This window comes from Pseudomonas fluorescens, from assembly GCF_005938625.1.
Lineage (GTDB): Bacteria > Pseudomonadota > Gammaproteobacteria > Pseudomonadales > Pseudomonadaceae > Aquipseudomonas > Aquipseudomonas fluorescens_BD.
Genome location: NZ_VCNJ01000035.1, coordinates 23,877 through 48,207, shown reverse-complemented (window position 1 = coordinate 48,207; position 24,331 = coordinate 23,877). Strand labels below are relative to the sequence as shown.

The following is a 24,331-nucleotide window of genomic DNA, read 5'->3' as shown; positions in this document are numbered from 1 at the left end:
TGGGGGCCTTCACCTTCCAAGTGCGCGATGACGGCGGCGTGGCCAATGGTGGGGTGGATACCGACCCAAGTGCCAATACCTTTGCCTTCAACATCACCTCGGTGAACGATGCGCCCGCGGGTACGGACAAGACCGTCAGTTTCACCGAGGGAGGGAAGTACACGTTTAGCGCGGCCGACTTCGGCTTCACGGATCCGAATGACACCCCGGCCAATGCCTTCAGCGCGGTGGTGATCGCCAGCCTGCCGGCAGCCAGCGACGGTACGCTGGCCCTGAACGGCGTGGCTGTGGTGGCAGGACAAGTCATTGCCGTGGCGGATCTGGGGCAACTGGTCTTTACCTCAGCCTCGGGTCGCAGCGGTAATGGCCTTGGCGCCTTTACCTTCCAGGTGCGCGATGACGGGGGAACTGCCCTGGGCGGGGTAGACACCGACCCGAGTGCCCATACCGTCACCTTCAACATCGCGCTGGACAACACCTCGGTCGCGAACATTGGTCAGTTGCTCGCCCTCGGGGGGGCAGGCCTGGATCAGCAGAGCTTGGCAGAGGGTACGCCGCGCGCACTGCAGCTCAACGTGCAGTCGACCTCGCAATCGCTCAATGACGTGATCGAAGATCTGGCTTCGCTGAACAATACGGCGCGATTGAATGTGGATTCGCCGGTACTGGCTGCCGTCAATGCCATGCAATGGTTACAGGGCAGTGACCTGGAGGAGGCGGCTCCGATTCAGGGAGAAGTGAGTCACCTTGAGTCTCTGCACCCGTTGATCAGCAACGGGAACCTGTTCTTCGGTGCACAAGGCCGGGATCTGTCGATGCGCAGCTTCTCCGGCGTCTCGATGGTGGGTGATCAAAGCCTGGGCCTGATGATCGAGTCCATCGTTCGCAACAACACGATCTATGTCGTGATTCGCGACCTGGAAGGGGAGGCGTGGGCACCTATCGAGCAGGTTGCCATTCGCCCCGTGAATGGGGCTGACAACGTCTCTTGGTTGCATGTAGACCCCCGTGGGTTGGCCATCATTGATCGTATTGCAGGCCAGGACGAGCTCCATCTGATCATCGACGTCAAACACGCCGATGGCACGCGCACCTCAACGCCTGTGGTGATTCAGACGAGCACCGGTGAAATCGAAATCGAGCGACGCCCTGCGCCAAATGACGGAGAGCCTCAGCGCCGAAGTCCAGCCCTTCCACTGGACGCCACCATCATCACCCCGGCGATGAAGAAAAGTGCGGAAGTCCAGCAACTCATGCAGATCTTTTAATGGGATACGACTTTATGGGCAGCATCAGTAAGTACCGGCATGTATCGCACTCCGTGGCCATGGCTGCGGCGTTGATAACGACCCTGTCTTCCTGCGCGATCACCCCGCAGCCAATGACGGACAAGGAGTTGCAGACGCGTAGCGAGCAGAATCGTGTGGCCGTCACGGCGCAACAGGAACCCGTCTCGGGTCCGATCAGTCTTTACGAGGCCATGGCGCGGGCTCTCAAATACAACCTTGATTACAAGGTGGAGCAGCTCAACCAAGTCCACAAGGAGCGTGAGCTTAAGCTGTCGACCTTTGACATGCTTCCCCAGCTGGTTGCCAACGCCGGCTACTACGGACGATCCAACGATGCAGGTGCCTCCTCGCTTTCGCTGCTGACCCGTAAGCAATCACTGGAGCCCTCAACCTCGACCGAGCGCAACGGGATCACCAGTGATCTGACGTTAAGCTGGGACATTCTGGACTTTGGTTTGAGTTATATCCGCGCGCATCAAAAAGCCGATGCGGTGCTCATCGCCCAGGAGGAGCGTCGTCGGGTCTCCAACCGGGTCATCGAGGATGTGCGTACGGCTTACTGGCGAGCCGTGTCTGCGCAGCGGCTGCTGGCCCAACTGGGCGAGTTGCAGTTCTCCATCCAAACCACCTTGGCCAATAGTGAAAAGCTGGCGGATCGTCGCCACACCCCGCCCCTGGTCGCGTTGACTTACCAGCGCGAGCTGCTGGATATCGAGGGTAACGTCAAGTCCCTTACACGCGAACTGCAGATCGCCAAGGCCCAGTTGGCCGCGTTGATGAACCTCAATCCGGGGGCCCAGTACCAACTGGTGGTGCCGCCCCGCGAGGAGGCGTTGCCGACGGTCAGGATGGCGTTGGATGCCGAGATGGCCACTGCGCTTCGCAATCGACCTGAATTGCGTCAGCTCGGCTACCAACAGCGGATAAACGAGCGCGAACTCAATGCCCAGATTCTTTCCGTGTTCCCGAATCTGAAGGGGTTTATCGGCGTCAACTATGACGGCAACAACTACCTCTACAACAATCACTGGACGCAGTATGGGGCACGAGCCTCGTTCAACCTGATGAATGTTTTCCGGCTCCCGGATGCCAAAAACGCCGTGGCCGCTGAAGGGGACCTGCTGCGTGCCAAAGAGCTGGCCACGGCGATGGCTGTCATGACCCAGGTGCATGTGGCCAATGCCCGATACGCGCTCTACACCTCCGAGCTGCAAACGGCCGCTCAGCGCAACCTTGTCCAAAGCCGAATCATGCAGCAAATCGACGGTGGCTACCGCGCAGGCTCCGTCAGCCAACAGACCCAGCTGCGTGAACAGATGAACTCACTGGTTTCTCAGGTGCGCTATGACCTTGCCTATGCCGATGCACAAAATGCCTACGCCAACCTGTTTACCGCGATGGGCATGGACAGTTTCGCCCCCGAGGTAACCAGCGTGCAAAGCGTTGCTCAAGTGGCGGCTGCCCTGAAAGTTCGGTGGACGCAGCGTGCCAATACCGTGGTTACAGAGTGATCCGCACATGACTATATCGTCGCGTAGGAAATGGTGGTGGAGTGCTGTCATCCTGATGCTGGGGACCAGCGCAGTTTTTGCGGCAGTGGCCATTAACACCCATCCAGAGCCCATTGTTTGGCCCCGCGCTCGGGTGTCCGACTTGCTCGCCAACGTCCCCACGCTGAGCGACCAGGTCACGGCGATGTCGTCTGCGCCGACGGCCATCGGCGCAAGCGAAACGAAGACGCCGCTGCCCGAATTGACGCCGCCACCGACCGCGCCCTTTTCGCCGCCCACCACAACGCCTCAGGTCCCGCCCGGCAACGAGTCGGTGCCGGCGCCGAATACCCCGATTCTCGAGCCGCCGATAATGCCGGACACTACGCCTGAGAAGCGGCTGGCGGCGGGCGTCGTTCGCTCGCAGGATCAGGCGACTCTGGCCTCGCGCATGACCGCGCTGATCACCCTCATGCCACTGCAAGCAGGGCAGAGCTTCAAGCAGGGCGAGACACTGGTCGCCTTTGATTGCTCGCAGTTGTATGCGCAACTCAGGGCCGCCGAGGCGACCGTTGAGGCTTACAAGACGACTTACGACACCAACGTGGAGCTTGATCACTACAAGGCCATTGGGATCAATGAAGTGCACGTCTCACGGGCGAACGTCAACAAGGCTGCCGCCGAAGCGGCCGCCTTGCGAGCAACCACCTCCCAGTGCCAAATCGATGCACCGTTCGATGGCTCGGTGGTCGAGCGCAAGGCCAATCCGCATGATGTGGCCGCCAGCGGGCAGCCGCTGATGAAAATCCAGAGCAACGGCACCTACGAAGTTGAACTGATCGTACCGTCAGCCTGGCTGGTGTGGCTTGAGCCGGGCAGTCGTTTCAATTTTCGCCTCGAGGAGACTGGCAACACGGTGGAGGGCCGGGTGACGCGCCTGGGCGCCACGGTGGACCCTGTGTCCAAGACGCTCAGAATCGTCGGGGAGATCGCCTCCATCGGCAAAATCCTGCCGGGGATGAGCGGTACAGCCAACTTCGACGTGGCCCAGCGCACGCCCACAGAAGAGCCTTTACATGCTAAACGTGCATGATTTCACGGCGCGCTCGCCTGCGCGCGAAGGCGGAGAGTTGCTGGCTCAGTTGTTGACCTGGGAGGCGGCCGTACGTCGAGCGGCCAGCGTACCGGAACTGCATTACCTGGTGGCCAACGATACCTGTCACCTGGTCGACCATGCGCAGCTGTTTGTGGTCAAACGCTCGATGACCCGCCACGGCTGGCGAATTGTGGCGGCCTCGAGCCTGGTGTCGATCGATCAAAGCGCGCCCCTGATTCGAGCCATGCAAGCAGCCCTTCCAGAGGACGGGGACATGCAGGTGCTGTCGGCGCCCCCTGATCCGGCGCTGGAGGACTACCCGTTTGATCACTGGCTGTGGGTGCCCGGGCGAGACCGAGCCGCGCACGCGTTCTGTGGCTTGCTGTTTGCTCGCAGTCGCCCATTTGCGGCGCACGAGCAACTGCGCGCACAACGCATCACCGATACGGTGGCGCATGCATGGCTGGCCTTGACCGGTAACCGGCCGGTGCGTCGTTTGCCCACCCTGAAAAAATCTCACCAGATGCTCCTACTGGCCGCCTGTGTCGGGGCGCTGTTGTTTCCGGTGCACTTGTCGGTATTGGCACCGGTGGAGGTGGTGGCGGCAGAGCCGGTCATTCTCACGGCCCCCTTCAGCGGAATCGTGACCTCGATCGCGGTCGCGCCCAATGAAAGGGTGGTGGCCGGCCAGATCCTGGTCCGTTTCGACGACGTCAAGTTGCGCAACGAAGCCAGTCTTGCGGCAGAAAAGCTGCAGGTCGCCCAGGCCCGGTTGAACGAAGTGAGCTCTGCCAGCTTTGCCGATGCCACCGAGGGGCGCGGCATCAGCATCGCCAGAGCCGATCTGGATCTTGCTCAAGCCGAGCACGCCTACACCACCGACATGCTCGCCCGTGCACAATTGACCGCCCCCCGCGCCGGGCTTGCGGTGTATTCGGACCGCCGTGAGTGGCAAGGGCGTGCCGTACAAGTGGGGCAGCCGATCATGGAAATCGCTGATCCCGGTCGTGTCCGCTACCGCATTGATCTGCCGGCCCGGGAGCAGATGGACCTGAACCCCGGCAGCACGATTACCGTGTGGCTGGACTCCCAGCCCCTCTCTTCGTTGTCGGCAACCCTGGTCGACGTCAGCTTCCTGGCCCGCCCGACGCCAGAAGGCACCCTGGCGTTCGCCATTGATGCGACGCCCGTGCCGGGCGCCACACCGCGGCTCGGTGCGCGGGGGATCGCCCGTGTTCGCGGTCATCTCGCGCCACTGGGCTATGTGCTGCTGCGCCGTCCAATCGCCAGCTTGCGCCAGACGATAGGGCTGTAACATGACCTCACGCCTTCCCCCTCTTCGCCAGGAGCTGCTGCTGACGCCGGGAGCCCCCCTGATTGACGGATCGGCAGGCTATATCCTGTCAGATCCCTTGCGCAGCCTGTTTTTCCAATTGGGGGGGCTGGAGCAACGCATCCTTCAGTTATGGCAATTGCGCGATCCTGACCTGATTCGTGCGGCGTTGATGAACGATGGGGTCGGCCGGGACGAAGCCACGGCGGCGCTGGAGGCCTTTCACCGCTTCGCCGTGACTCAGGGACTGTTGTACGAAACGGGTGCCCAGGCCGTTGCGAGCAAGCTGCGCCAGCGCGCCGCGGCGCAACGCAGCTGGTGGCAGTGGTTGCTGGAGCATTACCTGTTTGTGCGTATCCCGCTCGTGCACCCCGGTGATTTCTTGCGGCGCACCTTACCTTGGGTCTCCCGACTCTGGTCCCCGCCTGGGGTGATGATTCTGGCGTTCCTGGGCCTGAGCGGCATCCTGTTGGTGGCCCGGCAGTGGGACCACTTTGTCGATAATCTTGCCTCGCTCGCCAGCACACAGGGTGTGATCGCCTACATGTGCGCCCTGGTCGTTGTGAAGTGCCTGCATGAGGCCGGACATGCGTACACGGCCACCCGGTTCGGTTGTCGGGTGCCCACCATGGGCGTGAGCCTGTTGGTGATGCTGCCGGTGCTATACACGGACACCAGCAGTGCCTGGCGCTTGCGTTCACGTCGCCAGCGCATGCTTATCGACTCGGCCGGGATCTTGGCCGAGCTCAGTGTGGCGGCCGTGGCCCTGTTTCTCTGGTCCTTTTTGCCCGAAGGGCCATTGCGTACGGTGGCGTTTGTGCTGGCCACCACCAGTCTGGCGACCACGCTGCTCGTCAATGCCAGCCCCTTCATGCGTTTCGATGGCTATTTTCTGCTATCGGATGCCGTCGGCATCCCCAACCTGGCACCCCGGGCCTTTGCCTTGTTGCGCTGGAAACTGCGCGAAGGGTTATTTGCATTGGGCGAGTCCCCCCCAGAGTCCCTGCCCCGTCACACCCTGCATTTCATGATTGGCTACGGTGTGGTGACGCTGATCTACCGCACCGTGCTCTACATCGGCATCGCCTTGGTGGTGTATCACACGTTTTTCAAAGCGCTGGGAATTGCGCTTTTCATTGTGGAGGTTATTGTGTTTCTCATTCGTCCATTGCTCAGTGAGCTCAAGGAATGGAGCCTGCGACGCCGGGCTATTCTTGCCAACCGGCGCACCCGAATGCTCCTGGGTGGGGTGATTGTCACGGTGGTGGTGTCCTTTTTGCCGCTTGACCGTTTCATGAACGTGCCGGCCATCCTCGCACCGATAGGCAATCAGGTCGTGGTGACCGGCGAGCCGGCCGTCGTCACACGGGTACTGGTGCGCAACGGTGATTGGGTGAAGAAAGGGCAATTGCTGGTGCAACTGTCCTCACCAGCCCTGGATCTGGAAGAGCACCAGAGTCAGATTCGCATCGCTCAGTTGGAGCGCCAGATTGCGCGTGGCGTGGCCGATGAAAAGGACAGAGCCAGTCTGACGGTGCTCAAAAGTAATCTGCTGGCTGAGCGTGATCGCTTGGAGGGACTGATGCGGCGCCAAGCGGCGCTCGCGCCACGCGCCACGATCGATGGTCAGGTCGTTGACCAACCCACCAGCCTGGGACCGGGTGTCTGGACCGGGGGCCAGGCGCCCTTGCTTCACATCATTACCCCGCAGGATTACGACGTGCGCGCCTACGCACCGGAAGATAGCGGATGGCGCCTGCACACCGGAGTCGTGGGTCGATTTGTACCGGACGACGCCACAATGCCTTCATGGCCTGTTCGCTTGGATGAAGTCGGGGGGGTGGCAGTGTCCAGCCTGGACCAACCGATGCTGGCTTCGAAGTTTGGTGGGCCGATCGCCGTCAAGCCGTCGGCCGACCACGACCTTATGCCGGAAAAACCGATGCTGGTGCTGCGTCTGGCCGCCGAACAACGAGAAATTCCGGGCCTTCCTCGACCGATTCTGGGGCGTATTTCCTTACCCGTTGATGGGGAGAGTCTGGTCGATGGGGTATGGCGTGCGGTCGCGCGTGTCCTGGTGCGCGAAACCAGTGTTCAGTAACCGCTAATTCACGATAAAGGAGCAGGGCGTGTGGATGCGATGACGGTATCGCACGCCTGGGGCCTGCGGGGTACCTGAACAGGGGGGGAACAGGAGGGATGGAATCAAGTGGTGGCGTGCAACGCGTTGACGACTTGACCGGGCGGTAGCGCTCCTCTGCGCAGTCCTGCTCAATCACAGCCCCCACCCAGTGCGGGGCGTCAGTCCAGGCGCTGGAAAAAAACGCGGCCGTTTGGCTGGCAGAGCGGCCCGCCATCGATGGCCAACGGACTTTGCGTCCGTACACCAGCTCGGCACTGGACGGGGGCAGGGCCGCGCGTGCAAGTCTGCAGGACTTTAAAAACTTCAGGCGTTCGCGTTTGAATGCAATCATCCCTCGCGTGTCATTTAATTAAAGCCAAGTTGCATAACCGACATTCAGTCATGTACTGGTTATGTATTCATAATACATGGTTGTGCAGGAGGGGCGGTCATGCAGGGCAAGTGCCCGGGTACTTATCTCGTACGTCATGTATAGATGTTGCCATTCCTCGCGTTTTATATGTACTGGCGAACAAGGACGCCCTCTGCGGCGGGTGCAAAGTCTTACAACAGGCGAGGGCAGGCAACAACGTGTGAACTGTACACAGCCCCGCGATAAAAAACACAGCAAACAACCGATGAAGTCCGAATTCAGACTGCCTGTCGACTCGGGTCGCTGGGACAGGCAATTATTATATGGCTGTGCGCCATATTTTGAACGGTGCTTTCAGGCATGTTTATTGTTGCAGTGAACAGTAACAAGTGCAACAGAATGCAAACGATTAAAAGGGAATTAAATGAGCAGTCAGAATCACATCTCACCGCGACCGCAATTATACGGCGCTGCCACCAGCCTTTCGCATTTAACATCGGGGGTGGACAGCCGAACGGGCAATTTCCAAGCGTCCGTCGTGTTGGGCACGGTCGTCAGCGGCCTTGAGGAACCGGCGGTCTTCAGCTTGACGCTGCTTCTGGGAACCTCCGCTCATCTGACCAGCCGGCTCATTTCTGGTGCACTTTCGCAAAACGCGATCGAGTTTGGCTTCAATATTCCGCGCCTAGTGATCGATGCCGACCATCCGGCCTTGTCCAAGATCTACTTTGCCAGCGGCGAAGTTGATGAACTGATTTACAACGTTGCGCAAAACACGGTCACCCTGCGTTATCACAAAATCAATAATATAAAAATCGAGCGCTATCACCACACCGCGAACACCCGCCTGACGCTAGGTTACAAAATCTCATACAAAGACGGGCGAATTGAATACTACAACAGTGAAGGTCGCATTACCCACCTGTACTCCGCCTCGGGGGCTGGTCTGTGGTTTGAATACGGCGATGGGCTAATTCCTTTGCAAAAAGTTCGTAACGAAGACAGTAGCAATTATATCGAGTGGAGCGCCCGGGACCTTCCCGGCGGCAACCTGGGCGACAAGTTGGTGACGGTCACCCAGCTGATGGACGGCGTTTCCACGGTTACCAAGTACGACTTGAAGTGTCGCGTGGAAAGTACCACCCCGTTCAATCAGATTTACTATATTTCCCGCGTCAGTATGCCCAACGACTTTGAGCACTGGATCACGTTTGAGTATCAGAAACCGCCGTCGCTTGACTACTATGTCCTCTCTGGCGTCAACACGCCGATGGGGCTGTACAAGGTGGTCGCGCAGTTTGGCACCCGTCCACTCAACCAGGAGACACAGTACCCTGTCGCCGAGCGTGTGCAAGAGCAGAATATTTTCGGCTTCCGGGTCAACACCTACGACATCGCCGAAATTGAATACGACTACAGCGCCGACAAAAACGGCACCGGTTACGCCTCAGGCAGCACGCCGGTGGCCGGGATCGATAACTGCATACAGCGCATCGACGATTATCGTTATTGCTGCTGGGAAAAATATTCGGACAGAACCATCAAACGCACCTACAACCGCTTCCATTTGCTGGTTGAAGAGGTCGTGACGGCCAAACCGGAAACCTTGAAAACGCTGATTACCACCACCTATACCTACCCCTTGGTGTCTGGAAACATTGACAGGCAACCGGCCAACTTTTCATTGTGGACCCATAAAAGCACCCGCTATACCAAAGGCACGTCCAGCCGTACGGTGACCGAGGCTCGCCAATATGACCTGTATGGAAACCTGCTCTCTGAGACCCAGGATTCTGGCATTAAACAAACCCATCTTTATTACCCCAGTCATTCGACGGAGCGGCAAGGGTGTCCGCCCAGTCCGTTCTTCATCCGCCATCTGAAAAAGACCACCATCACCCCCGATTCGTCCGCCGAGCACCGAGCCACTACCAAGACCCTGGAATACACCTACACCCAGGTCAATGGCCGCCCCCATACGAACCCCATCACCGGGGCGTCGACCTCGCCTTACATGGCCTTGCTGTTGAAAGAAAAAGCCAATGGCCTGACGATCAGGGAAAATACCTACCGGACCACCCTGGACACCCCCTTGTTGCTAGGAGTGCTGATCAGCAGTTGCACCACCTCACCGGGTTTTATCAATACCAACCAATACAGCTGGACCCTGAATGCGCGCCGCGTGACCGTATCCACCTCGCACGTCGTACAGCCGCTCGCGAGCACCGATAATCGCCGCCGCGCCGGAGCCGCTCCTGAGCGAGCCACGCCACCGAGCCAGACGGCATCGGGAGGAAGTATGACCTACAGCCCTTCCTCCGGGCGCGTGCATCAGGAGATGTCCCCGTTTGGGGCCATTACCCAAAATACCTATAACGACAAAGGGTTGTTGACTCAGAAAATCAGTTTTTCCGGAACGCCCCAGGAAGAGACGCAGACCTATCAGTTCACCTACTGGACAGCCCCGTTCAAGGACAATCCGGACACCGACACTACCGAAAACACGATCTGGGCAAACGTCCTGACCACACGTAACAGTGCCGGCTTGGTGAAGTACGATTTTCTCAATCGAAATGGCCTGACCCTCTATGAGGGGTATGCGGTGACGGGGGGGCTTGAAGGCGGGATCGGCAACCTGGAGTTTTCCAAAATTTCCCGCCAGGTAATCTATGATCGAAGCGGTCCAACGCCCTTGATTGCGGCCGATGTTTCTTATGATTTCCTGGACGGCGATGAGGACGGGCCGTCGATCACCGAGATCACCGAATACCAATACCTGCTGGGTCAGCGGGTGCAAACGGTGCACCCCAACCGCGATACCGACGACATCACCTATGATTTTGCTCAAACCCCACCGGCTATTCGCAAATGCTCACTCAGCAGCGATCAGGTCTATCGAGAGCGTTACGACAAATACGGAAAGATCATCGATGAGTTTGTCCTGCTCCCCCTGGGCCCGGACGCTGTCGAGACCTGCTTGAGACAAAATATTCACGATGGCCTGGGGCGTCTGGTCATGACCCTGAGCGCCTTTGATCAGCATTTCAGACATTTTGAGCTGGATGCGTTTGATCGTGTCACCAGCAGTCGCTTCGACAATGAGGTCACGACCTATGAATACAGCACTCATTTGCCGATCATGGACATGCCGGTGCGTGTGAAGGGGACCTTTAATGGCGCCACGGCCATCGTGGCGACCCGCACGTTTGACGGGTTCGGGCGGATGATCACGCAAGCGGCCCCAGGGGCCGACACCGTTACCCAAAGCGTCACCGAGCGCTATGCGTATGAGTCTAATACGGCCGAAGAACCGTCGGCGATTACCCTGAACGCGGGCCGCATTGACAACTCCTATGACCCGTTGACCCGGGCCTTGGTGAGATCGAGCAGTACCGGCATTACCGGCGCCGATACGGCTTACGCGTATGTCTTTGATCCGGTCACCAAACAATTGCACTCGAGCACCGGCACGGCCTCAGGGCAATTGTGGTGCACGCATACCTACAGTCACAACGTGTTTGGGGCCTTGATTGGCGAGGACAGAACCTACACCCAAGGGCAAAATGTTCTGCGCGTATCGACCGCCAAAACCTATTCGGTTTTTTCCTCGCGATTGAAAAGCATGACGTTCAGACACGAGTACAACAACCAGCTGGCTTCAGTGCAGTATCACTATGACGCTATTGGCCGAGTCAAACAGCAGGACTATCAACTGGGGGGCTTTGGCACCGTCAAGGTCACCCTGGTCTACAACCGCGCAGCAAGCGGATTAGGCAACATCAGCCTGATCACGCTGAGCGTCGAACGCCTGCGCACTCCGGCGCTGGAGATGACGCTGGATATCGAGTACGCCAATTCTGGCTTTGAACAGCGTCGCACCTATGCCATCAATCAAACCACCGTATTGCAGTGTGGCGCGCAGCATTTCAGCAGTGGGCGCCTGTCGCGCACTGAGACCACGCACCCACCCAGTACGGCAGCGCCCCGGGATTATGTGTATAAAAACCAAAGCCTGAGGACGTCAGCTGCCGTGCCGGCGAACAGCTCGAGCGAAACCCAATACACTACACAGGGCTTTTTCCGGCTCAACACCATCACGGCACCGACCGCCGTCACCAGCTACGGCTATCAGAGCGATCGGGTTCAGACGGTGACACAAACCACGCGGGCAGGGGGCCCCTTGAGCAGCCTGCGCTATGACTACAACAGCAACGGCAATGTCTCCAAAATCAACAACGTTGAAACCCTGACGTACAACGCCGCCCATCAGCTCACCCAGTTTTCGACCAGCGCCACCCCCACGCCTTCTACGAAAAAGTACCAGTACTTCTACAACCCGAAAGGTCAGCTCGCGCAGGTGGTCTCTGAGAACGAGAGCGTGACCTATATCTATGATGACGGTGTCCTGACGGGGGAGATTTCCCTGATCGACACCCTCAAAGTCCAGACCTTCTACCTCTGGGCCAACGGCGTGCTGTTGGGACGCTATATCAAAAAGGCCACGACGCAAGAGCTGGAATTTTTTGGCGTGGATGCTTCAGGCACCGTGCTGTTCGCGCACACCTTTTCGGACCAAGGCGTTGAACTTCGTCGCGAGCACTATGACTACACGGACTTTGGCGAGCGCAGCCTGCGCAGCTAGCGCCCCCTCATGCCTAGGCTAGGACACTCATGATCTGCCACACGGTGGCACGGCGGCACGCGTTCTTAAGCACGCGTGCCGCCGACTCATTTCGTAAAAAAATTATCAAGACCTTCTGGAGATACCATGAACCATCATTCGGCGCTCACCGCTGCGCCCCTCAACTCAGCCGTCACGTCGGTGACGTCATCGCCGCTGTCGGCGGCCAAAGGCGCCATCGGCTTTAAGGGGTACCTGATGGATCACGTCAGTGACTGTTATTATTTGGGCAACGGTTATCGCTTATACGATCCACGGATGAGGGCGTTTTACTCGCCCGACAGCTTGAGCCCATTCGGCGCCGCCGGCCTCAATCGGTACCAATATTGCCACCTTGATCCGGTGAACCTTAAAGATCCAACCGGGCATATTCCGGTGACGTTCCTTATTTCCTTGTCCGCGATGCTGATCGGTGTCGGACTTCATATCGGTGCCAGTTATTGGCGCAAGCAGGGCCAGACCGCTTACGCTGACTACCTGGATACGATTGGTCTGGGGTTTGATATTGGCTCGCTTGTGACGCCCGTGGGTATTGGCCTGGCCAGGGCCGGCGCTTCGGTGATCGCACGCTCTGTGGCCCGCGCCGCCACCCGCCAGGCGGGCCGGACCTTGCAGAAGATGGTGGCCCGTGCACGTCTGCGCACCGTGCTTGAACGAGGCGCGCCGACCGATGCCACCCCCGATTTTCAGTATTTGCCGTACACCAGCGGCAAGATCGAAAGCATCACGCTCAATAACTCGACCCAGTTCATGGCCACCGAGCAACTCACGGGGTGCGCGGTGACGGTAAGCCGCACGGGGGGAGCGATCAGGGTGTCGCATGTCGCGGCCAACGTGATGGACAGCCAGACCTGGCGCCTCTCGCATACGGCCAGACATATCCTTCGCGAGGAGACCTATGGGGAAATTGCCAGTTTTGCCGGGGCCCGGTCTGGAAACACCTGGGTTTTCGGTTACCAGAGCTATGCGCCCACGCGTACGGGGATCGCCGCGCGATCGGGGGCGCCGGTGTTTCTTCCGTGGTAGGTACAAGGTGCCTTTACCCGCAAGGTCGGGGCAACGGGGCAGTACACCCTCGGGGCGATGACCTTGTGGTGAGGGGGCTTGTGCTGTAGGCGGCACTATCGGGGAAAATGACCTTCGCCCGCCTGAAACAGGGCGGGCGAAGGATCGATCCAACATCAGTGGCGTGCGGGTCGTTGGAGGACATGGCGCTGGGTGGCGAATGCGCCACGCTGAAGTAGCTCATGTGCGGGGCAACGCCTGCCAACGGGATGTCCCCGGCAAGGCCGTCAGAAAACCGCGTAAAAAAGCGTATCCCCGGCGGCTCCTAGCAGGGGCCAACACAAGGGTGGGTCACGGCGTGGGCCCATGATGCGGCTGTGCTGGCGGTCATCGTTTCGCCACGCACTGATCAAGAACGCGCCTCAACACAACGGACATCGGGTAGGTGTGCGGCCCGGAGCTCTGCTAACGTGGCTGCTGGCTGCTAGGTGGGTTTTTAATACCTTGAGCAAAGCCACAGCGACGACCGAGCATGTTGTTCGATTGGCCGATGGCCATTAAACGGTTCACCCAATCGGCTCGCTAGTGTTGGTCTTGCTGACTTTCGAATTTCTCCTTCACCGCCACATTCAGTAAACGCAACACCATGATTTTCCTAGAGAAAGTCGGGGTTTTGTGGTTTTTTGCGTCCGAAAAAAGGCCATATGGGACTGAGATGGGACTGGAGCGCTATTTTGGTGCGCAACATAGAGGCCAGTGAATGGTTGACTGACCTCCGCCAGCGAAGAGATGAGCTAAGCTTTTTCGAACTCAAAACCGAGAACGACCTCCATGTCATCTGACGCTCAATCCAACGTTGCCGTAGCAGATGCTTTGACACTGCTTCTGCACAACCAGCATGCCTTGGCGGCGGCGATAGAGGAGGTCACTAAATGGCTTTCAGAATGGCGTAAAGTCCGTTGCAGATAATGCAGTCGTGGCCATGGAAACTCTGGACGGTAATGCGAAAGCGATTACGGATGCGATAACGCGTATACGGCAATTTTATTGAGTCACCTTGGTAGGCAAGTCTGGATCGATGGCGTAGACAGAGCGAATAGAAGGCATCCTCGCTGCGCCAACCTGGAACAGCTTGGGAACAAGGAGTCACCATGCAGTTATACGATGTGGATGAGGTCCAAGAGCTGTTCAGTGTCACAGAGGTCAATGAAGCACTGCGAGAGGGCTGGCGAATTGTCGCCGTTGTGTCCTCGGCGGAACCGAACACAGGGGAGAGGGCGCCGGTGGCCTGTTACGTATTAGGCCGCTATATCTAAGATGGGAAGGGGCTGTATGGTCAGCCTGTGCGTGGGTAGGCGGTTTTGTTCCGGTTACAAACCTTCTGTTAATCGAACACAAGAAACCGCCTATACGGCGATTTTCTTGCTCTCTGGTCACCAATCTTCTGGACGCTCGGCATGCTGATGTAGCACCCGGTATATTCTGATCGTCGCCCCCTTTAGTGTGTAAATCGCTCGATAGGGGTATTTCGAGATGATCAGCTCGCGGCAATCGGGAATATCTGAAGCCTTGCCCATTTGAGGAAAGGTCTCAAGCATCTGCAATGCTTCGATGATATGAAACACGACGCCTTCTGAGGATTCAGCACCTAAAAACGGCGCGTAGTGTTCGTAGATACCATCGAGATCACTGTCCGCTTTGCTTGTTAATGCGATTTTCGGCACGGGCCACCCACTTAGCCTTAACGGCATCCAAGTCGACTAGGTTGCCTGCCTCTGCATCCGCAATACCTTCAGCTATGGCTCGAAAATGCCAAGACTCGGACTCAACGTAACGTGCTAACGCACGCTTGAGATGGTATTGGCGATCCCGATCGGTTGCTTCGGCGAGTTGATCGAGCTGATTGATCAACTCAGATTCCACACGAAAGGACAGGACAGGCGAGACCATGATAAACACTCCAAAACGATTTGTATACAATGTATTCAGTTGATATCTGTGTCAACACTATAGCCAAACAATAACTATGTCAACAAAGCCGAATACAAATCCGAAGCCGTCATTGAATTGGTGCTCCGAATTGGGCTCCTGTAATTCCAGCCTATGTTCAATCGGCCCCCACATCTGAGCCAGATGTGGGGGCCTTTTTTGGATGGCACGGAAACCAAGCTGACCTAAACAGGACTGCCAGACCCGGTAATCTGGTTTGACGCACCGATCGCGCTTTGAGCAGGTCGCGCAACGTGGCCACGTCGGCCGGCTTCTGTTTGTGTTCGGCGGCGCGCTCGCAGAATTCGTTGAGGTTAATGGCGATCACGGCCGGGTCACTGCTGTGGTCGACCACAGGGTCCTCACTCAAGGATTCGAGGTAGTCGTAGACCTCCCAGAATTCAGCGACGGCCGGGTGGTCGGAACTGATCAAGGCCTGGCGCTCGATCGCCATACGGACGATTTGCCGTTGCGTGGCGGCGACTTGCGGATCACTCAATTTCAGCACCAGGCGCAGTCCATCCAGCAGCGAGAGTGGTGGTTCTTGCTGATCCGTTCCACGCGGATGTAGCGATCTGTTCGACGTGGAAATCACGCTTGAATTTGTCGAGCCGCAGTATCTGGCCGAAGACCCTGCGGGCGAGATCGCAGCCTTCGGTAAGACCTGGGCGTTTGTCCCATTTGATCTGTGGATTGCAGAGCGCGGCGAGGTGGCCACCGATGGCCGGGCGTAGCATGTTCGAACTCGACATTCGCGGTCGCTTGAGCGTACGCGAACAATGGGCGTTGCTGAGCCTGCCGCCGCAATTACGCCGCCGCTTGCTGAACCAGGTCACCAAACGCGTGCGGACGATGAGCCGCAAGCGAGTACGTGAGCAGAAGAACCTGGACGGCACGCCCTTCGCTCCACGCAAGGGCGACAGCAAGGGAAAAAAGAAGATGGAAGCCGGCCTGGCCAAGTTGATGGTGGTCACCCGGGTGTCCTCTGATGAAGCGGAATTGGGCTGGAAAAACGCCCTGACCCGATGGGTCGCCGCGCAGCAGCACAACGGCGTCAGTGAGCGCCGCACCGCCCAACAGATGCGCCGATGGAACAAGACTCCACCGGGTTTGGCAGCAACCGACAAGCAAGCCAAGCGCTTGCGCCGTTGGACTTCCGTGTGCGCCAAGCAGGCAAAAAGACGCTGACCCGGCCGTCTGTGGCGTGGATTCAGGAGCATGTTAATTACGCCAAAGCCGGCCTGTTGATCCGGATCCTCAACGACCAGCGCAGCGAAAGCACCGGCGCGCAAAGCTGGGAAATCACCTTACCGAAACGCCAGTTCATCGGCGCCGAAACTGAACGCGAAACCAATCTCCTGATTAACCAGGTGTTGCAACAAATCCTAACTTCACCCCGCTAACGAGGCACTGCATGGCACTCGGTCAAGTCACCGTCGACAATCTCAATCTAGGCCAGGGTGCCGTGACAGAGGTTGAGCGTTACTTTCTTTTCATCGGCCCTGCGGCCAAAAACGTCGGTCAGTTCATCCCGCTGAACACCGACAGCGACCTGGACGCCGCGCTTGGCATTCCAGCGAGCGACCTTAAAACGTAAGTTACAGCCGCACGCCAGAACGGTGGCCAACGTTGGGCCTGCATCGCGGCCCCGATCGGCCCAGAAGGTGACTGGGCCACCGCGCTGCAGAAAACCCAGCACAGGGCGTTTCAGTAGAAGCGGTGGTTATCACCAAGCCCGTGGTGAAGGCTGACGAACTGACGGCCATGCATGACGCCGCCGTTGCGCTGAACAACACCTACGGCCGTCGTGTTTTCTTTCTGGCAAGCACCGCCGACATTGCCGTCGACCTTGGGCACAGTACCTGAGCGAGCAAAAAGCGTTGGTAGCGGGTCTGGCAGCGCCGCGCGTTTCACCGCTGCCGCAACTGCACGGTAATGACCTGGGCGTGCTGGCTTGCCGCTTGGCCAATTCGGCAGTCAGCATCGCTGATAGTCCGATGCGTGTTGCCACCGGTCCGGTGTTGGGGCTTGGCGACGTGCCTATCGATATGGAGTTGATACCGCTGCCGTCCGCTGTGCGCAGCGAACTGGATCGGGCGCGTTTCTCCGTCACTCAGACCTACCCGGACTATCCAGGTGTGTACTGGGGTGACTGCAACATGCTGGACACCCCAGGTAGTGACTTTCAGGTCGTGGAATACCTGCGCATTACCGACAAGGCCGCGCGCCTGATTCGCCCGCTGCTGATCCGCCGTGTCGCCGATCGCCGCTTGAACAGCACCCCCAACAGCATGGCGGTGAACACCAACCAACTAATGGCGCCGCTGCGTGCCATGGCCAAGTCCATCAAGTTCGCCGGCGAGGTGTTTCCTGGTGACATCGAGCCGCCAAAGGATGGCGACCTAGTGCTGGAATGGCAGAGCAAAACCAAGGTCGCGGCCTTCATCAAGCTCAAACCTCTCAACTGCCCGAAAGACCTCACGGCGAACATTGCCCTGGATCTTTCCACCGACAAAACGGAGTAACGCCCCATGGCAAAAATTGGCGGCAAGAACTTCGACGTGAAGCCTGGGCGATCTGTCGCTGCACGTCGAAAGCTGCACCTTGGACGTTACTGACAACTCGGCTGTGGCCCAAACCCGGGGCGTGCCTGACGGATACGTGGAGGGCGACGTGGCCGCTGCCGGCGAACTGGAATTGGACAGCTCCAACTTTCAGTTGCTGATCGACGCGGCGCGATCGGCGGGCAGCTTCCGCAAGCTCAAGCCATTTGACGCTGTGTTCTTCGCCAAGGCCGGCGAAGACGAGGAACTGCGCGTGGAAGCCTTCGGCTGCAAGGTGAAGATCTCCAGCCTGTTGTCGATCGACCCGAAAGGTGGCGAGAAAACCAAACACAAGGTGCCGTTTGACGTCACCAGTCCTGACTTCATTCACATCAACGGCGTTCCGTACCTCGACGCTACCGAGATCGAGGGGATCCACTAATGGTGGATTGGTTCGACCGCGCCCAGGAGCTGGAGCAGCGCCAACGTGACCAGGCAATCAAAGCCCAGTTGCTGACGCCTGTGCCGGTCGGGCCAAGCCTGACCCATTGCCAGGACTGCGACAACGAGATCCCGCCGGCGCGCCAGGCACTGGGCGGTAAAACGCGGTGTGTCCCGTATCAGACGGGCTTTGAGCAGAGTAAACGCTGATGAGGTTTAGCGCGGCGCTCAATGGCATGCCGCTGGCAGCTCGTAAAAGCATGACGTATGACCAGGGCAAGGAAATGGCCAGGCGCGCCGAAGTCACGCAGGAGACGGGGATTGCTGTTTACTTTGCTGACCCGCACAGCCCCTGGCAACGCGGGACCAACGAGAACACCAACGGCATTGTCCGCCAGTTCTAGCCGAAGAGAACCGATCTGTCCAAGCACAGCCAAGAGGAGCTGGATAAGTTTGCGTATTTGCTGAACATCCGACCACGCAAGCGATTTCACTGGCTGTGTCCGATCGAGGTATTCACTCAGCTCATGGGCTTGCAACATGAGGCTCCTGCTTCAATTCAATAATAGTGTTGCACTCAGCTCCTGCAACCGCCGGGTCATTAATCGCCGTCCCTTTCGTGCTACTTGTCTGCATGGTCGTCTTCACTTCATTTGAAAGCGACGCTGCTTGAAGGGAGTCGAATAGGGGTATAATCAAGTCTTGGGGGAGGTGAGTGGAAGAGTAACTTTACTTTATTTAAAAAATGGCAAAGGCCATAGCTTGGATCTGAAATCAGAAATTTTCGTTTGGCGGTCTTTGGCAGGGAAAGACTGTGGTATGCCGGCATTTCCCCAGGTTCGGGTTGGCCGTTGATGTTCAACGCGTTTGCGTGAAGCGCCGCAGCCGGTAGGGCGTGACGGTCATGGCGCGTTAAAAAACACAAGGAACATCCGCAGGTGCCCTAGGTTTTACCCATGCCGGGTGAGGGCGGGTCGAACTGGTCGCAACTTGATCCAACGCGTTATTGATGACTCACCCAGTTTGCCGGCGACCTACCTCGAAACAGGCTAAAGATGACAGGGCCAGCCAAGCCCCCAGCCGCGGGCCATGGACGCGCGAAACGGATGCAGGCGCGGCCATCGGGGAACAGGCCCATCACGGAGTTGACAGGGACAAGGCGCGCACTACTGCTTGAGGTTGTCGAACGTGCTGTCCATCGTCTGCACCGCAGGCAGTTGTTCGTTGAGGCTGGTGAGTTTAACCGGCACCGTGGCGGAATAGTTCAGGCACAGTCTGGGCTTGTTGCCCAGTGCCTGCCAGAAAATGCTCAAGCCATGCAGTTCCGAGGGGGATATCACGCGGGTGTACGCCCCGGGCATGCCACTGATTTCACGATTGTTGATCAGTGCATTCAACACACAGTTCATGACACGCATCGACTGGCTATTGGCCGCGGTGACGTGGCTGCTCTTGTTGCTGTCCCAGTAGGTGATCAAATAGTCGCATCGAACATTGACCGAAGGGGCGTCCAGAGTGCCGGTGCTGGGCGAATAATGACGTGCCCCCGATGAACGCAAGGCCAGATCCTCCTGAAGGCTGTACAGAAAGATGTTGACGGTCGGTGTCGTGGGCGTCTCATCTGCCGTAGGAATATTAAAGTCCAGCTCAATGCCCTCGGGGACATAGGTCCTGATGGCGCTTTCAATGTGCTGATTGAGTTCGATAATAGTGGTGTCGGATGGAATGATCATCGTGTGTTCCTCATTGGAAGGCGACTTGCCCGGTTTTGGTCATTTCACGCTGCAAGGCATGGCGAATATGGTGGGTGCTGATTTCGTGCGCCGCTTCTTCATTGGCCAGCCAGGTGGCGAGCAAGGCCACGTTGCGGATGTTTGCGCCGGACACCTCGGCAATGCGCGCGAAATGATTGAAATCGACATCCTTGGCCAGGCGGATCTTTTCCGGCCAGATGGACTGCCACATGCGGGCGCGGGTTTCGGCGTCGGGAAGCTGGAACTTGATGATGAAGGTCAGGCGCCGGGTGAACGCACTGTCCACGTGCGACAGGTTGTTGGTGGACAAAATGACCAGCCCCGGATGGTTCTCCAGGCGCTGCAGCAAATAGGACACCTCAATGTTGGCGTAGCGGTCCTGAGCATCCTTGGTCTCACTGCGCTTGCCAAACAAGGCGTCGGCCTCATCGAAGAACAGCACGCCACTGTCCCTGGCCGCCAGATCAAATATTTTGGCCAGGTGCTTTTCGGTTTCACCCACGTATTTGTTCACCACCGTGGACAGGTCGACCTTGATCAAATCGACGTTCAACGCCGAAGCCAGTACCTCGGCGGCCATGGTCTTGCCGGCACCGGAAGGGCCGTGCAGCAGCGTACTGACGCCCAGTCCGTAATTGAGTTTCTGACCAAACCCTTGTTCCAGCGCATAGTCCCGATGGCGGATCGCGATCAGTACCTCGTTCAGCTGTTGCTGCAAGGCCTCAGACACCATCAGGTCCGCCAACGTGCGCTCAGGTTGAAGGCGCAGGGCCAGGTCACCGAAATTTTGCTGAGAGTTATGCTTGAAGGCGGTGACTAGGTCGCGCTGACTCAAGCGCGCTTCGGGATCGCGTTGCCGACGATAGAGCTGCGCCTCCTCCAGCGCCTGCACCAGTCTGGAGGGAGGCAGGCAGAAGCGGTGGGACAAGGCCTGCAGGTCCACCTGTTCATCCACCGATTCGGGGTCAAGGTAGGTGCTGAGTACATTCAGGCACTCGCGCGGGGTGATGTCCGGCATCTGCAAGGTGATGTGCGCCGCCTCACCCAGGCGCGCTGCCGGCTGCGCGTTGTCCTGCAGGATGACGATCGGTTGCGGGCAGGGCCTGGCGTGTTGCCCCAGTAGATAATGCAGGCGCTTGCGCGAGGCACTGAAGGGAGCCAGACCTCGCAGCAGCAGGCACGCGTCCCTGAGCTGAACCTCTCGCAAGGCCAGTGAGATCGTATGCAAAGCATCGTCGTCATTACCGGCCAGCATCTCCAGGTTCAGCACCAGGCACGGCAGATCCAGCATGCCGGCGGCCGCGCCGACAGCGTGCTCGCGATCACTGCCAAAGGCGCCCTTGAGCGTGACGCGCGCCGCCGCTGTGTACGGCGGGCGGACCAGCGCGCGACTCAACTGCCGGTTAAAGGCGTGCAAGCGTTCACTGGCCGGTTCCAGAGGGCTGGCCCAATGAGCGCAGGTGTCGAGCAGGGGGGGCAGGTAGTCGTGGCCAATTAAAAAGTGGTAGAGGGAGACGTCAACCTTGACCTGGGTCACGCTCGGGTCATGGGGTTTAAGCGCTTCCACATGAATCAAATCATGCTTTCGCAACGGGGCGTCGGGTAGAAGAAGGGCTTCGTACTTCAGTTTTTCCAGGGGCGCCGAGGCGAGCAGGCTCACTAAAAAACTGAAGCTGGGGAAACGCAGTTCGTGGTTACGTTGGGCATTGGAAAACTGCCAGCAATACTGTGAATCAAAATGCGGGAGCAGGGCGAGCAGCAGAAGGTCTCGCTCGGTGTTACTCAAACAAAACTGCTTGACCAATTGCCCCAGGCGAGACCCTTGATGGGTCTCTGCGCCCTCTGTGACATTCTTGCTATCGAGTCGCTCCTCAAGCCAGGCGGGGACTTGAGCGAGGCTGTCATCCGGCGCGGGTTCCGAATGCTTCAAGTTGAGCCGGTGAAGATGCAATTGCAGCGTTTTATCAACGCGCTTGAGATGTTCCACTGTGTACAAGTAGTTGTCACTGGCACTCATTTCGAGTTCTAACGCCAAGTCTGTCGAATCCATTCTGTCTCCCTGAAAACAATTAATGTGTTCTGTGCAGGCGTCCGTCGCCCTACAGCGCGGTGGCCCGTCATGCACGAGCAGCTGGGCAAGATTATTACGGCTCATAATTATAAAGACTCTCAAGTGGCTATTGGCAGCGCCAGTATGAATTCATACTTGAGTTGACACCTCAGTTGATGGTGCGTAGGCAATAGGACTTGCTCGTGATAACTAGGCGTGCTGACGTTGATGGCGAACGATGCGAAGTCTGAAAAAGTACGTGTCATTGAAGCTTTTAAATGTTGTGAGTACAGTTCAATTGCACCGCCGCTTTTATGGGAAAAGATAATCGGTGCGCACATCGTTACTTCTGCGTTAAATCGCTGGCAGGCCGCGAGTCATTATTTCACGGGTTGACGGCGCCGCAACTACAACAAACTAACCAAGTAAAGGAACACTTAATGGCTACTACAGTAGATCAGATCGCCACGACCTACCCCATTCCGACCTACCGGTATCGCGTGGCGGTCGGTGATCAGGAAATGGCATTCAGTGCCGTGTCGGGACTGGAAGTTTCCTATGAAACCATTGAATACAAAGACGGCACCGGCGGTGTATTTCGCATGCCTGGCCAGGGGGCGGCCGTCAATATCACGCTGCGCCGCGGCATGGTCGTCGGAAAAAGCCAGCTGTATGACTGGATCAGCTCGATTTCCTTGAATCAGGTGGAAAAGAAAGACATCTCGGTCAGTTTGACCAACGCGTCGGGCAGCGAACTGCTGGTGACCTGGAACATTAGCAATGCGTTCCCGACCAAATTGTCATCACCCAACTTTGATGCCAGCAGCAATGAAGTAGCCATTGAAGAACTGAGTCTGCTGGCAGATGCCGTCACGACTAAGTTTCACTAATTTATCTGGTTTTTTTAAGGAACGCTTATGACGACTGATACCACGTACCCTGGCGTATACGTCGAAGAGATGGCAAGTCTCTCGCTGTCCATTTCTTCTGGCGCCACGGCCATTCCAGTGTTTGCGGTGAAAGACACTGACAAAAACTTCAACACCACTCGCCAAATCGTATCTTGGCTGGATTTTACGACCAAGGTCGGCACCTTCGACCCGACCAACACTCTGCACGTAGCCCTGAAGACCTACTTTGAGAATGGTGGCGGTTATTGCTACGTCGCGCAGGTCGAGAACCTAGTGCGCGATGTGCCCAAATACGATGACATCACCTTGCTGGTGGCAGCGGGCGAAGACATCAGCGCCGCGGTGACCACGCTGTGCGGTACCGGAAAATCCATGTTTGCCATTGTCGACGGTCCGGCCAACGAGCTCGATGACACCTATGTATCCGCGTACGGCAAGACCCCCAATGCGGCTGTGTATTACCCGTGGCTGAAGGCCAACTGGGCCAGCACCACCGATACCAACGGTGGCACCGTGTACACCGACATTCCGCCAAGCGCGGCGGTCGCCGGGGCCTATTGCTCGGTGGACCGTGACCGCGGTGTGTGGAAGGCACCGGCCAACGTGCCTCTGTTTGGCGGCGTGACGCCAAAGTTCAAGGTCAGCGATTTTGAACAGGGTCAATACAACAAGGGCATGGCGGTCAACATGATCCGTCAGTTCACCGACTCGGGCGTCTTGATCTGGGGCGCGCGCACCCTACAGGACTCCGATGACTGGCGTTATGTACCGGTTCGTCGCCTGTTCAACAGTGCCGAAAAAGACATCAAGAAGGCCATGGCGTTCTCCGTCTTTGAACCTAACAGCCAGCCGACCTGGGAACGGGTACGGGCGGCCATTGAAAACTATCTGCGCAAATTGTGGCAACAAGGCGGGCTCATGGGTAATACCGAAAAAGAAGCCTTTTACGTGCAGATCGGCAAGGACGTCACAATGACCGATGACGATATCAAGCAAGGCAAAATGATTGTCAAAATCGGTATGGCTGCCGTTCGTCCTGCTGAGTTTATTGTACTGAGCTTCTCTCAGGAAGTGGGCGCGACCTCCTGATAACAGAGGTCATTTCGCGTACACGCATTGCATAGTATTGAGTTCTAGCGAACGGATATTGATCAGTGCGTCCGGACCCGTCGACGATGTTGTCATGGGGCATTGAAGACACTCCGTGTTGATGGGGCAGGGGGTACTTCAGGCTTCATGACAATCTCGATGCTC

At 57.9% G+C, this 24,331-nt stretch carries 14 protein-coding genes and 7 pseudogenes; 16 read left to right on the top strand and 5 right to left on the bottom strand.

What is annotated here, in order from left to right:
- The 8 genes and pseudogenes from FGA82_RS32165 to FGA82_RS32500 all read left to right on the top strand — a co-directional run.
- The coding region (locus tag FGA82_RS32165; protein ID WP_171057326.1) for an Ig-like domain-containing protein at positions 1-1,268 on the top strand (1,268 nt) is incomplete at its 5' end.
- 14 nt (positions 1,269-1,282) lie between these two features.
- On the top strand, positions 1,283-2,800 hold the full coding sequence (locus tag FGA82_RS21400) for a TolC family protein (RefSeq protein WP_212760548.1): 1,518 nt from the start codon (positions 1,283-1,285) through the stop codon (positions 2,798-2,800).
- 142 nt (positions 2,801-2,942) lie between these two features.
- On the top strand, positions 2,943-3,872 hold the full coding sequence (locus FGA82_RS21395) for an efflux RND transporter periplasmic adaptor subunit (RefSeq protein ID WP_171057325.1): 930 nt from the start codon (positions 2,943-2,945) through the stop codon (positions 3,870-3,872).
- Positions 3,856-5,190: an efflux RND transporter periplasmic adaptor subunit gene (locus tag FGA82_RS21390; protein WP_141128630.1), complete on the top strand. Its 1,335-nt coding sequence runs from the start codon at positions 3,856-3,858 to the stop codon at positions 5,188-5,190. Before FGA82_RS21395 ends, FGA82_RS21390 begins: the two co-directional genes overlap by 17 nt.
- A gap of 1 nt (position 5,191) precedes the next feature.
- Positions 5,192-7,309 carry a biotin/lipoyl-binding protein gene (locus FGA82_RS21385; RefSeq protein WP_141128629.1) on the top strand — a complete coding sequence of 706 codons (2,118 nt, stop codon included), beginning with the start codon at positions 5,192-5,194 and terminating at the stop codon, positions 7,307-7,309.
- 818 nt (positions 7,310-8,127) lie between these two features.
- Positions 8,128-12,345 carry a hypothetical protein gene (locus FGA82_RS21380; protein ID WP_141128628.1) on the top strand — a complete coding sequence of 1,406 codons (4,218 nt, stop codon included), beginning with the start codon at positions 8,128-8,130 and terminating at the stop codon, positions 12,343-12,345.
- A 126-nt stretch (positions 12,346-12,471) separates the two neighbouring features.
- On the top strand, positions 12,472-13,410 hold the full coding sequence (locus FGA82_RS21375) for an RHS repeat-associated core domain-containing protein (RefSeq protein WP_141128627.1): 939 nt from the start codon (positions 12,472-12,474) through the stop codon (positions 13,408-13,410).
- Between the two features lie 810 nt (positions 13,411-14,220).
- Positions 14,221-14,440 (top strand): annotated as a pseudogene (locus tag FGA82_RS32500) (hypothetical protein).
- Positions 14,441-14,822: 382 nt separating this feature from the next.
- Here FGA82_RS32500 and FGA82_RS21365 read toward each other — a convergent pair.
- From FGA82_RS21365 to FGA82_RS21355, 3 genes and pseudogenes are all read right to left on the bottom strand, one after another.
- On the bottom strand, positions 14,823-15,113 hold the full coding sequence (locus FGA82_RS21365) for a type II toxin-antitoxin system RelE/ParE family toxin (RefSeq protein ID WP_141128626.1): 291 nt from the start codon (positions 15,111-15,113) through the stop codon (positions 14,823-14,825).
- Positions 15,076-15,339 carry a CopG family ribbon-helix-helix protein gene (locus FGA82_RS21360; RefSeq protein WP_141128625.1) on the bottom strand — a complete coding sequence of 88 codons (264 nt, stop codon included), beginning with the start codon at positions 15,337-15,339 and terminating at the stop codon, positions 15,076-15,078. Before FGA82_RS21360 ends, FGA82_RS21365 begins: the two co-directional genes overlap by 38 nt.
- Before the next feature lie 256 nt (positions 15,340-15,595).
- Positions 15,596-15,948: pseudogene (locus FGA82_RS21355) on the bottom strand (bifunctional DNA primase/helicase); the annotation flags it as partial.
- Between FGA82_RS21355 and FGA82_RS21350 the strand changes: the two are divergent.
- The 6 genes and pseudogenes from FGA82_RS21350 to FGA82_RS21325 all read left to right on the top strand — a co-directional run.
- Positions 15,948-16,112: pseudogene (locus FGA82_RS21350) on the top strand (phage tail protein); the annotation flags it as partial. The pseudogenes FGA82_RS21355 and FGA82_RS21350 sit on opposite strands and share 1 nt — an antisense overlap.
- Positions 16,099-16,781, top strand: a pseudogene (locus tag FGA82_RS21345) (phage virion morphogenesis protein). The pseudogenes FGA82_RS21350 and FGA82_RS21345, both read left to right, overlap by 14 nt.
- An 11-nt stretch (positions 16,782-16,792) precedes the next feature.
- Positions 16,793-17,903: pseudogene (locus FGA82_RS21340) on the top strand (DUF2586 domain-containing protein).
- Positions 17,904-17,909: 6 nt separating this feature from the next.
- A pseudogene (locus FGA82_RS21335) lies at positions 17,910-18,363 on the top strand (phage protein).
- The gene (locus tag FGA82_RS21330) at positions 18,363-18,572 is read left to right on the top strand and encodes a TraR/DksA family transcriptional regulator (RefSeq protein WP_141128624.1); all 210 of its coding nucleotides are present in this window, start codon (positions 18,363-18,365) and stop codon (positions 18,570-18,572) included. Before FGA82_RS21335 ends, FGA82_RS21330 begins: the two are co-directional and overlap by 1 nt.
- 5 nt (positions 18,573-18,577) lie before the next feature.
- Positions 18,578-18,928 (top strand): annotated as a pseudogene (locus FGA82_RS21325) (IS30 family transposase); the annotation flags it as partial.
- A 600-nt stretch (positions 18,929-19,528) separates the two neighbouring features.
- Here FGA82_RS21325 and FGA82_RS21320 read toward each other — a convergent pair.
- On the bottom strand, positions 19,529-20,095 hold the full coding sequence (locus FGA82_RS21320; RefSeq protein ID WP_141128623.1) for a Pvc16 family protein: 567 nt from the start codon (positions 20,093-20,095) through the stop codon (positions 19,529-19,531).
- 10 nt (positions 20,096-20,105) lie between these two features.
- On the bottom strand, positions 20,106-22,271 hold the full coding sequence (locus tag FGA82_RS21315; RefSeq protein WP_141128622.1) for an ATP-binding protein: 2,166 nt from the start codon (positions 22,269-22,271) through the stop codon (positions 20,106-20,108).
- Between the two features lie 335 nt (positions 22,272-22,606).
- Here FGA82_RS21315 and FGA82_RS21310 point away from each other — a divergent pair, with 335 nt between their 5' ends.
- Both FGA82_RS21310 and FGA82_RS21305 read left to right on the top strand, forming a co-directional pair.
- Positions 22,607-23,056 carry a phage tail protein gene (locus FGA82_RS21310; RefSeq protein WP_141128621.1) on the top strand — a complete coding sequence of 150 codons (450 nt, stop codon included), beginning with the start codon at positions 22,607-22,609 and terminating at the stop codon, positions 23,054-23,056.
- A 27-nt stretch (positions 23,057-23,083) separates the two neighbouring features.
- Positions 23,084-24,166 (top strand): phage tail sheath family protein, encoded by a 1,083-nt coding sequence (locus FGA82_RS21305; RefSeq protein WP_141128620.1) that lies wholly within the window; start codon positions 23,084-23,086, stop codon positions 24,164-24,166.
- Positions 24,167-24,331: the final 165 nt, after the last annotated feature.

Excerpts from the sequence above, each read along its gene's own strand:
- FGA82_RS21380 (WP_141128628.1), top strand. The coding sequence starts at position 8,128 with ATGAGCAGTCAGAATCACATCTCACCGCGACCGCAATTATACGGCGCT.
- FGA82_RS21330 (WP_141128624.1), top strand. The coding sequence starts at position 18,363 with ATGGTGGATTGGTTCGACCGCGCCCAGGAGCTGGAGCAGCGCCAACGT.
- FGA82_RS21305 (WP_141128620.1), top strand. The coding sequence starts at position 23,084 with ATGACGACTGATACCACGTACCCTGGCGTATACGTCGAAGAGATGGCA.
- FGA82_RS21360 (WP_141128625.1), bottom strand. The coding sequence starts at position 15,339 with ATGGTCTCGCCTGTCCTGTCCTTTCGTGTGGAATCTGAGTTGATCAAT.
- FGA82_RS21390 (WP_141128630.1), top strand. The coding sequence starts at position 3,856 with ATGCTAAACGTGCATGATTTCACGGCGCGCTCGCCTGCGCGCGAAGGC.
- FGA82_RS21310 (WP_141128621.1), top strand. The coding sequence starts at position 22,607 with ATGGCTACTACAGTAGATCAGATCGCCACGACCTACCCCATTCCGACC.
- FGA82_RS21375 (WP_141128627.1), top strand. The coding sequence starts at position 12,472 with ATGAACCATCATTCGGCGCTCACCGCTGCGCCCCTCAACTCAGCCGTC.
- FGA82_RS21320 (WP_141128623.1), bottom strand. The coding sequence starts at position 20,095 with ATGATCATTCCATCCGACACCACTATTATCGAACTCAATCAGCACATT.
- FGA82_RS21400 (WP_212760548.1), top strand. The coding sequence starts at position 1,283 with ATGGGCAGCATCAGTAAGTACCGGCATGTATCGCACTCCGTGGCCATG.
- FGA82_RS21315 (WP_141128622.1), bottom strand. The coding sequence starts at position 22,271 with ATGAGCCGTAATAATCTTGCCCAGCTGCTCGTGCATGACGGGCCACCG.
- FGA82_RS21385 (WP_141128629.1), top strand. The coding sequence starts at position 5,192 with ATGACCTCACGCCTTCCCCCTCTTCGCCAGGAGCTGCTGCTGACGCCG.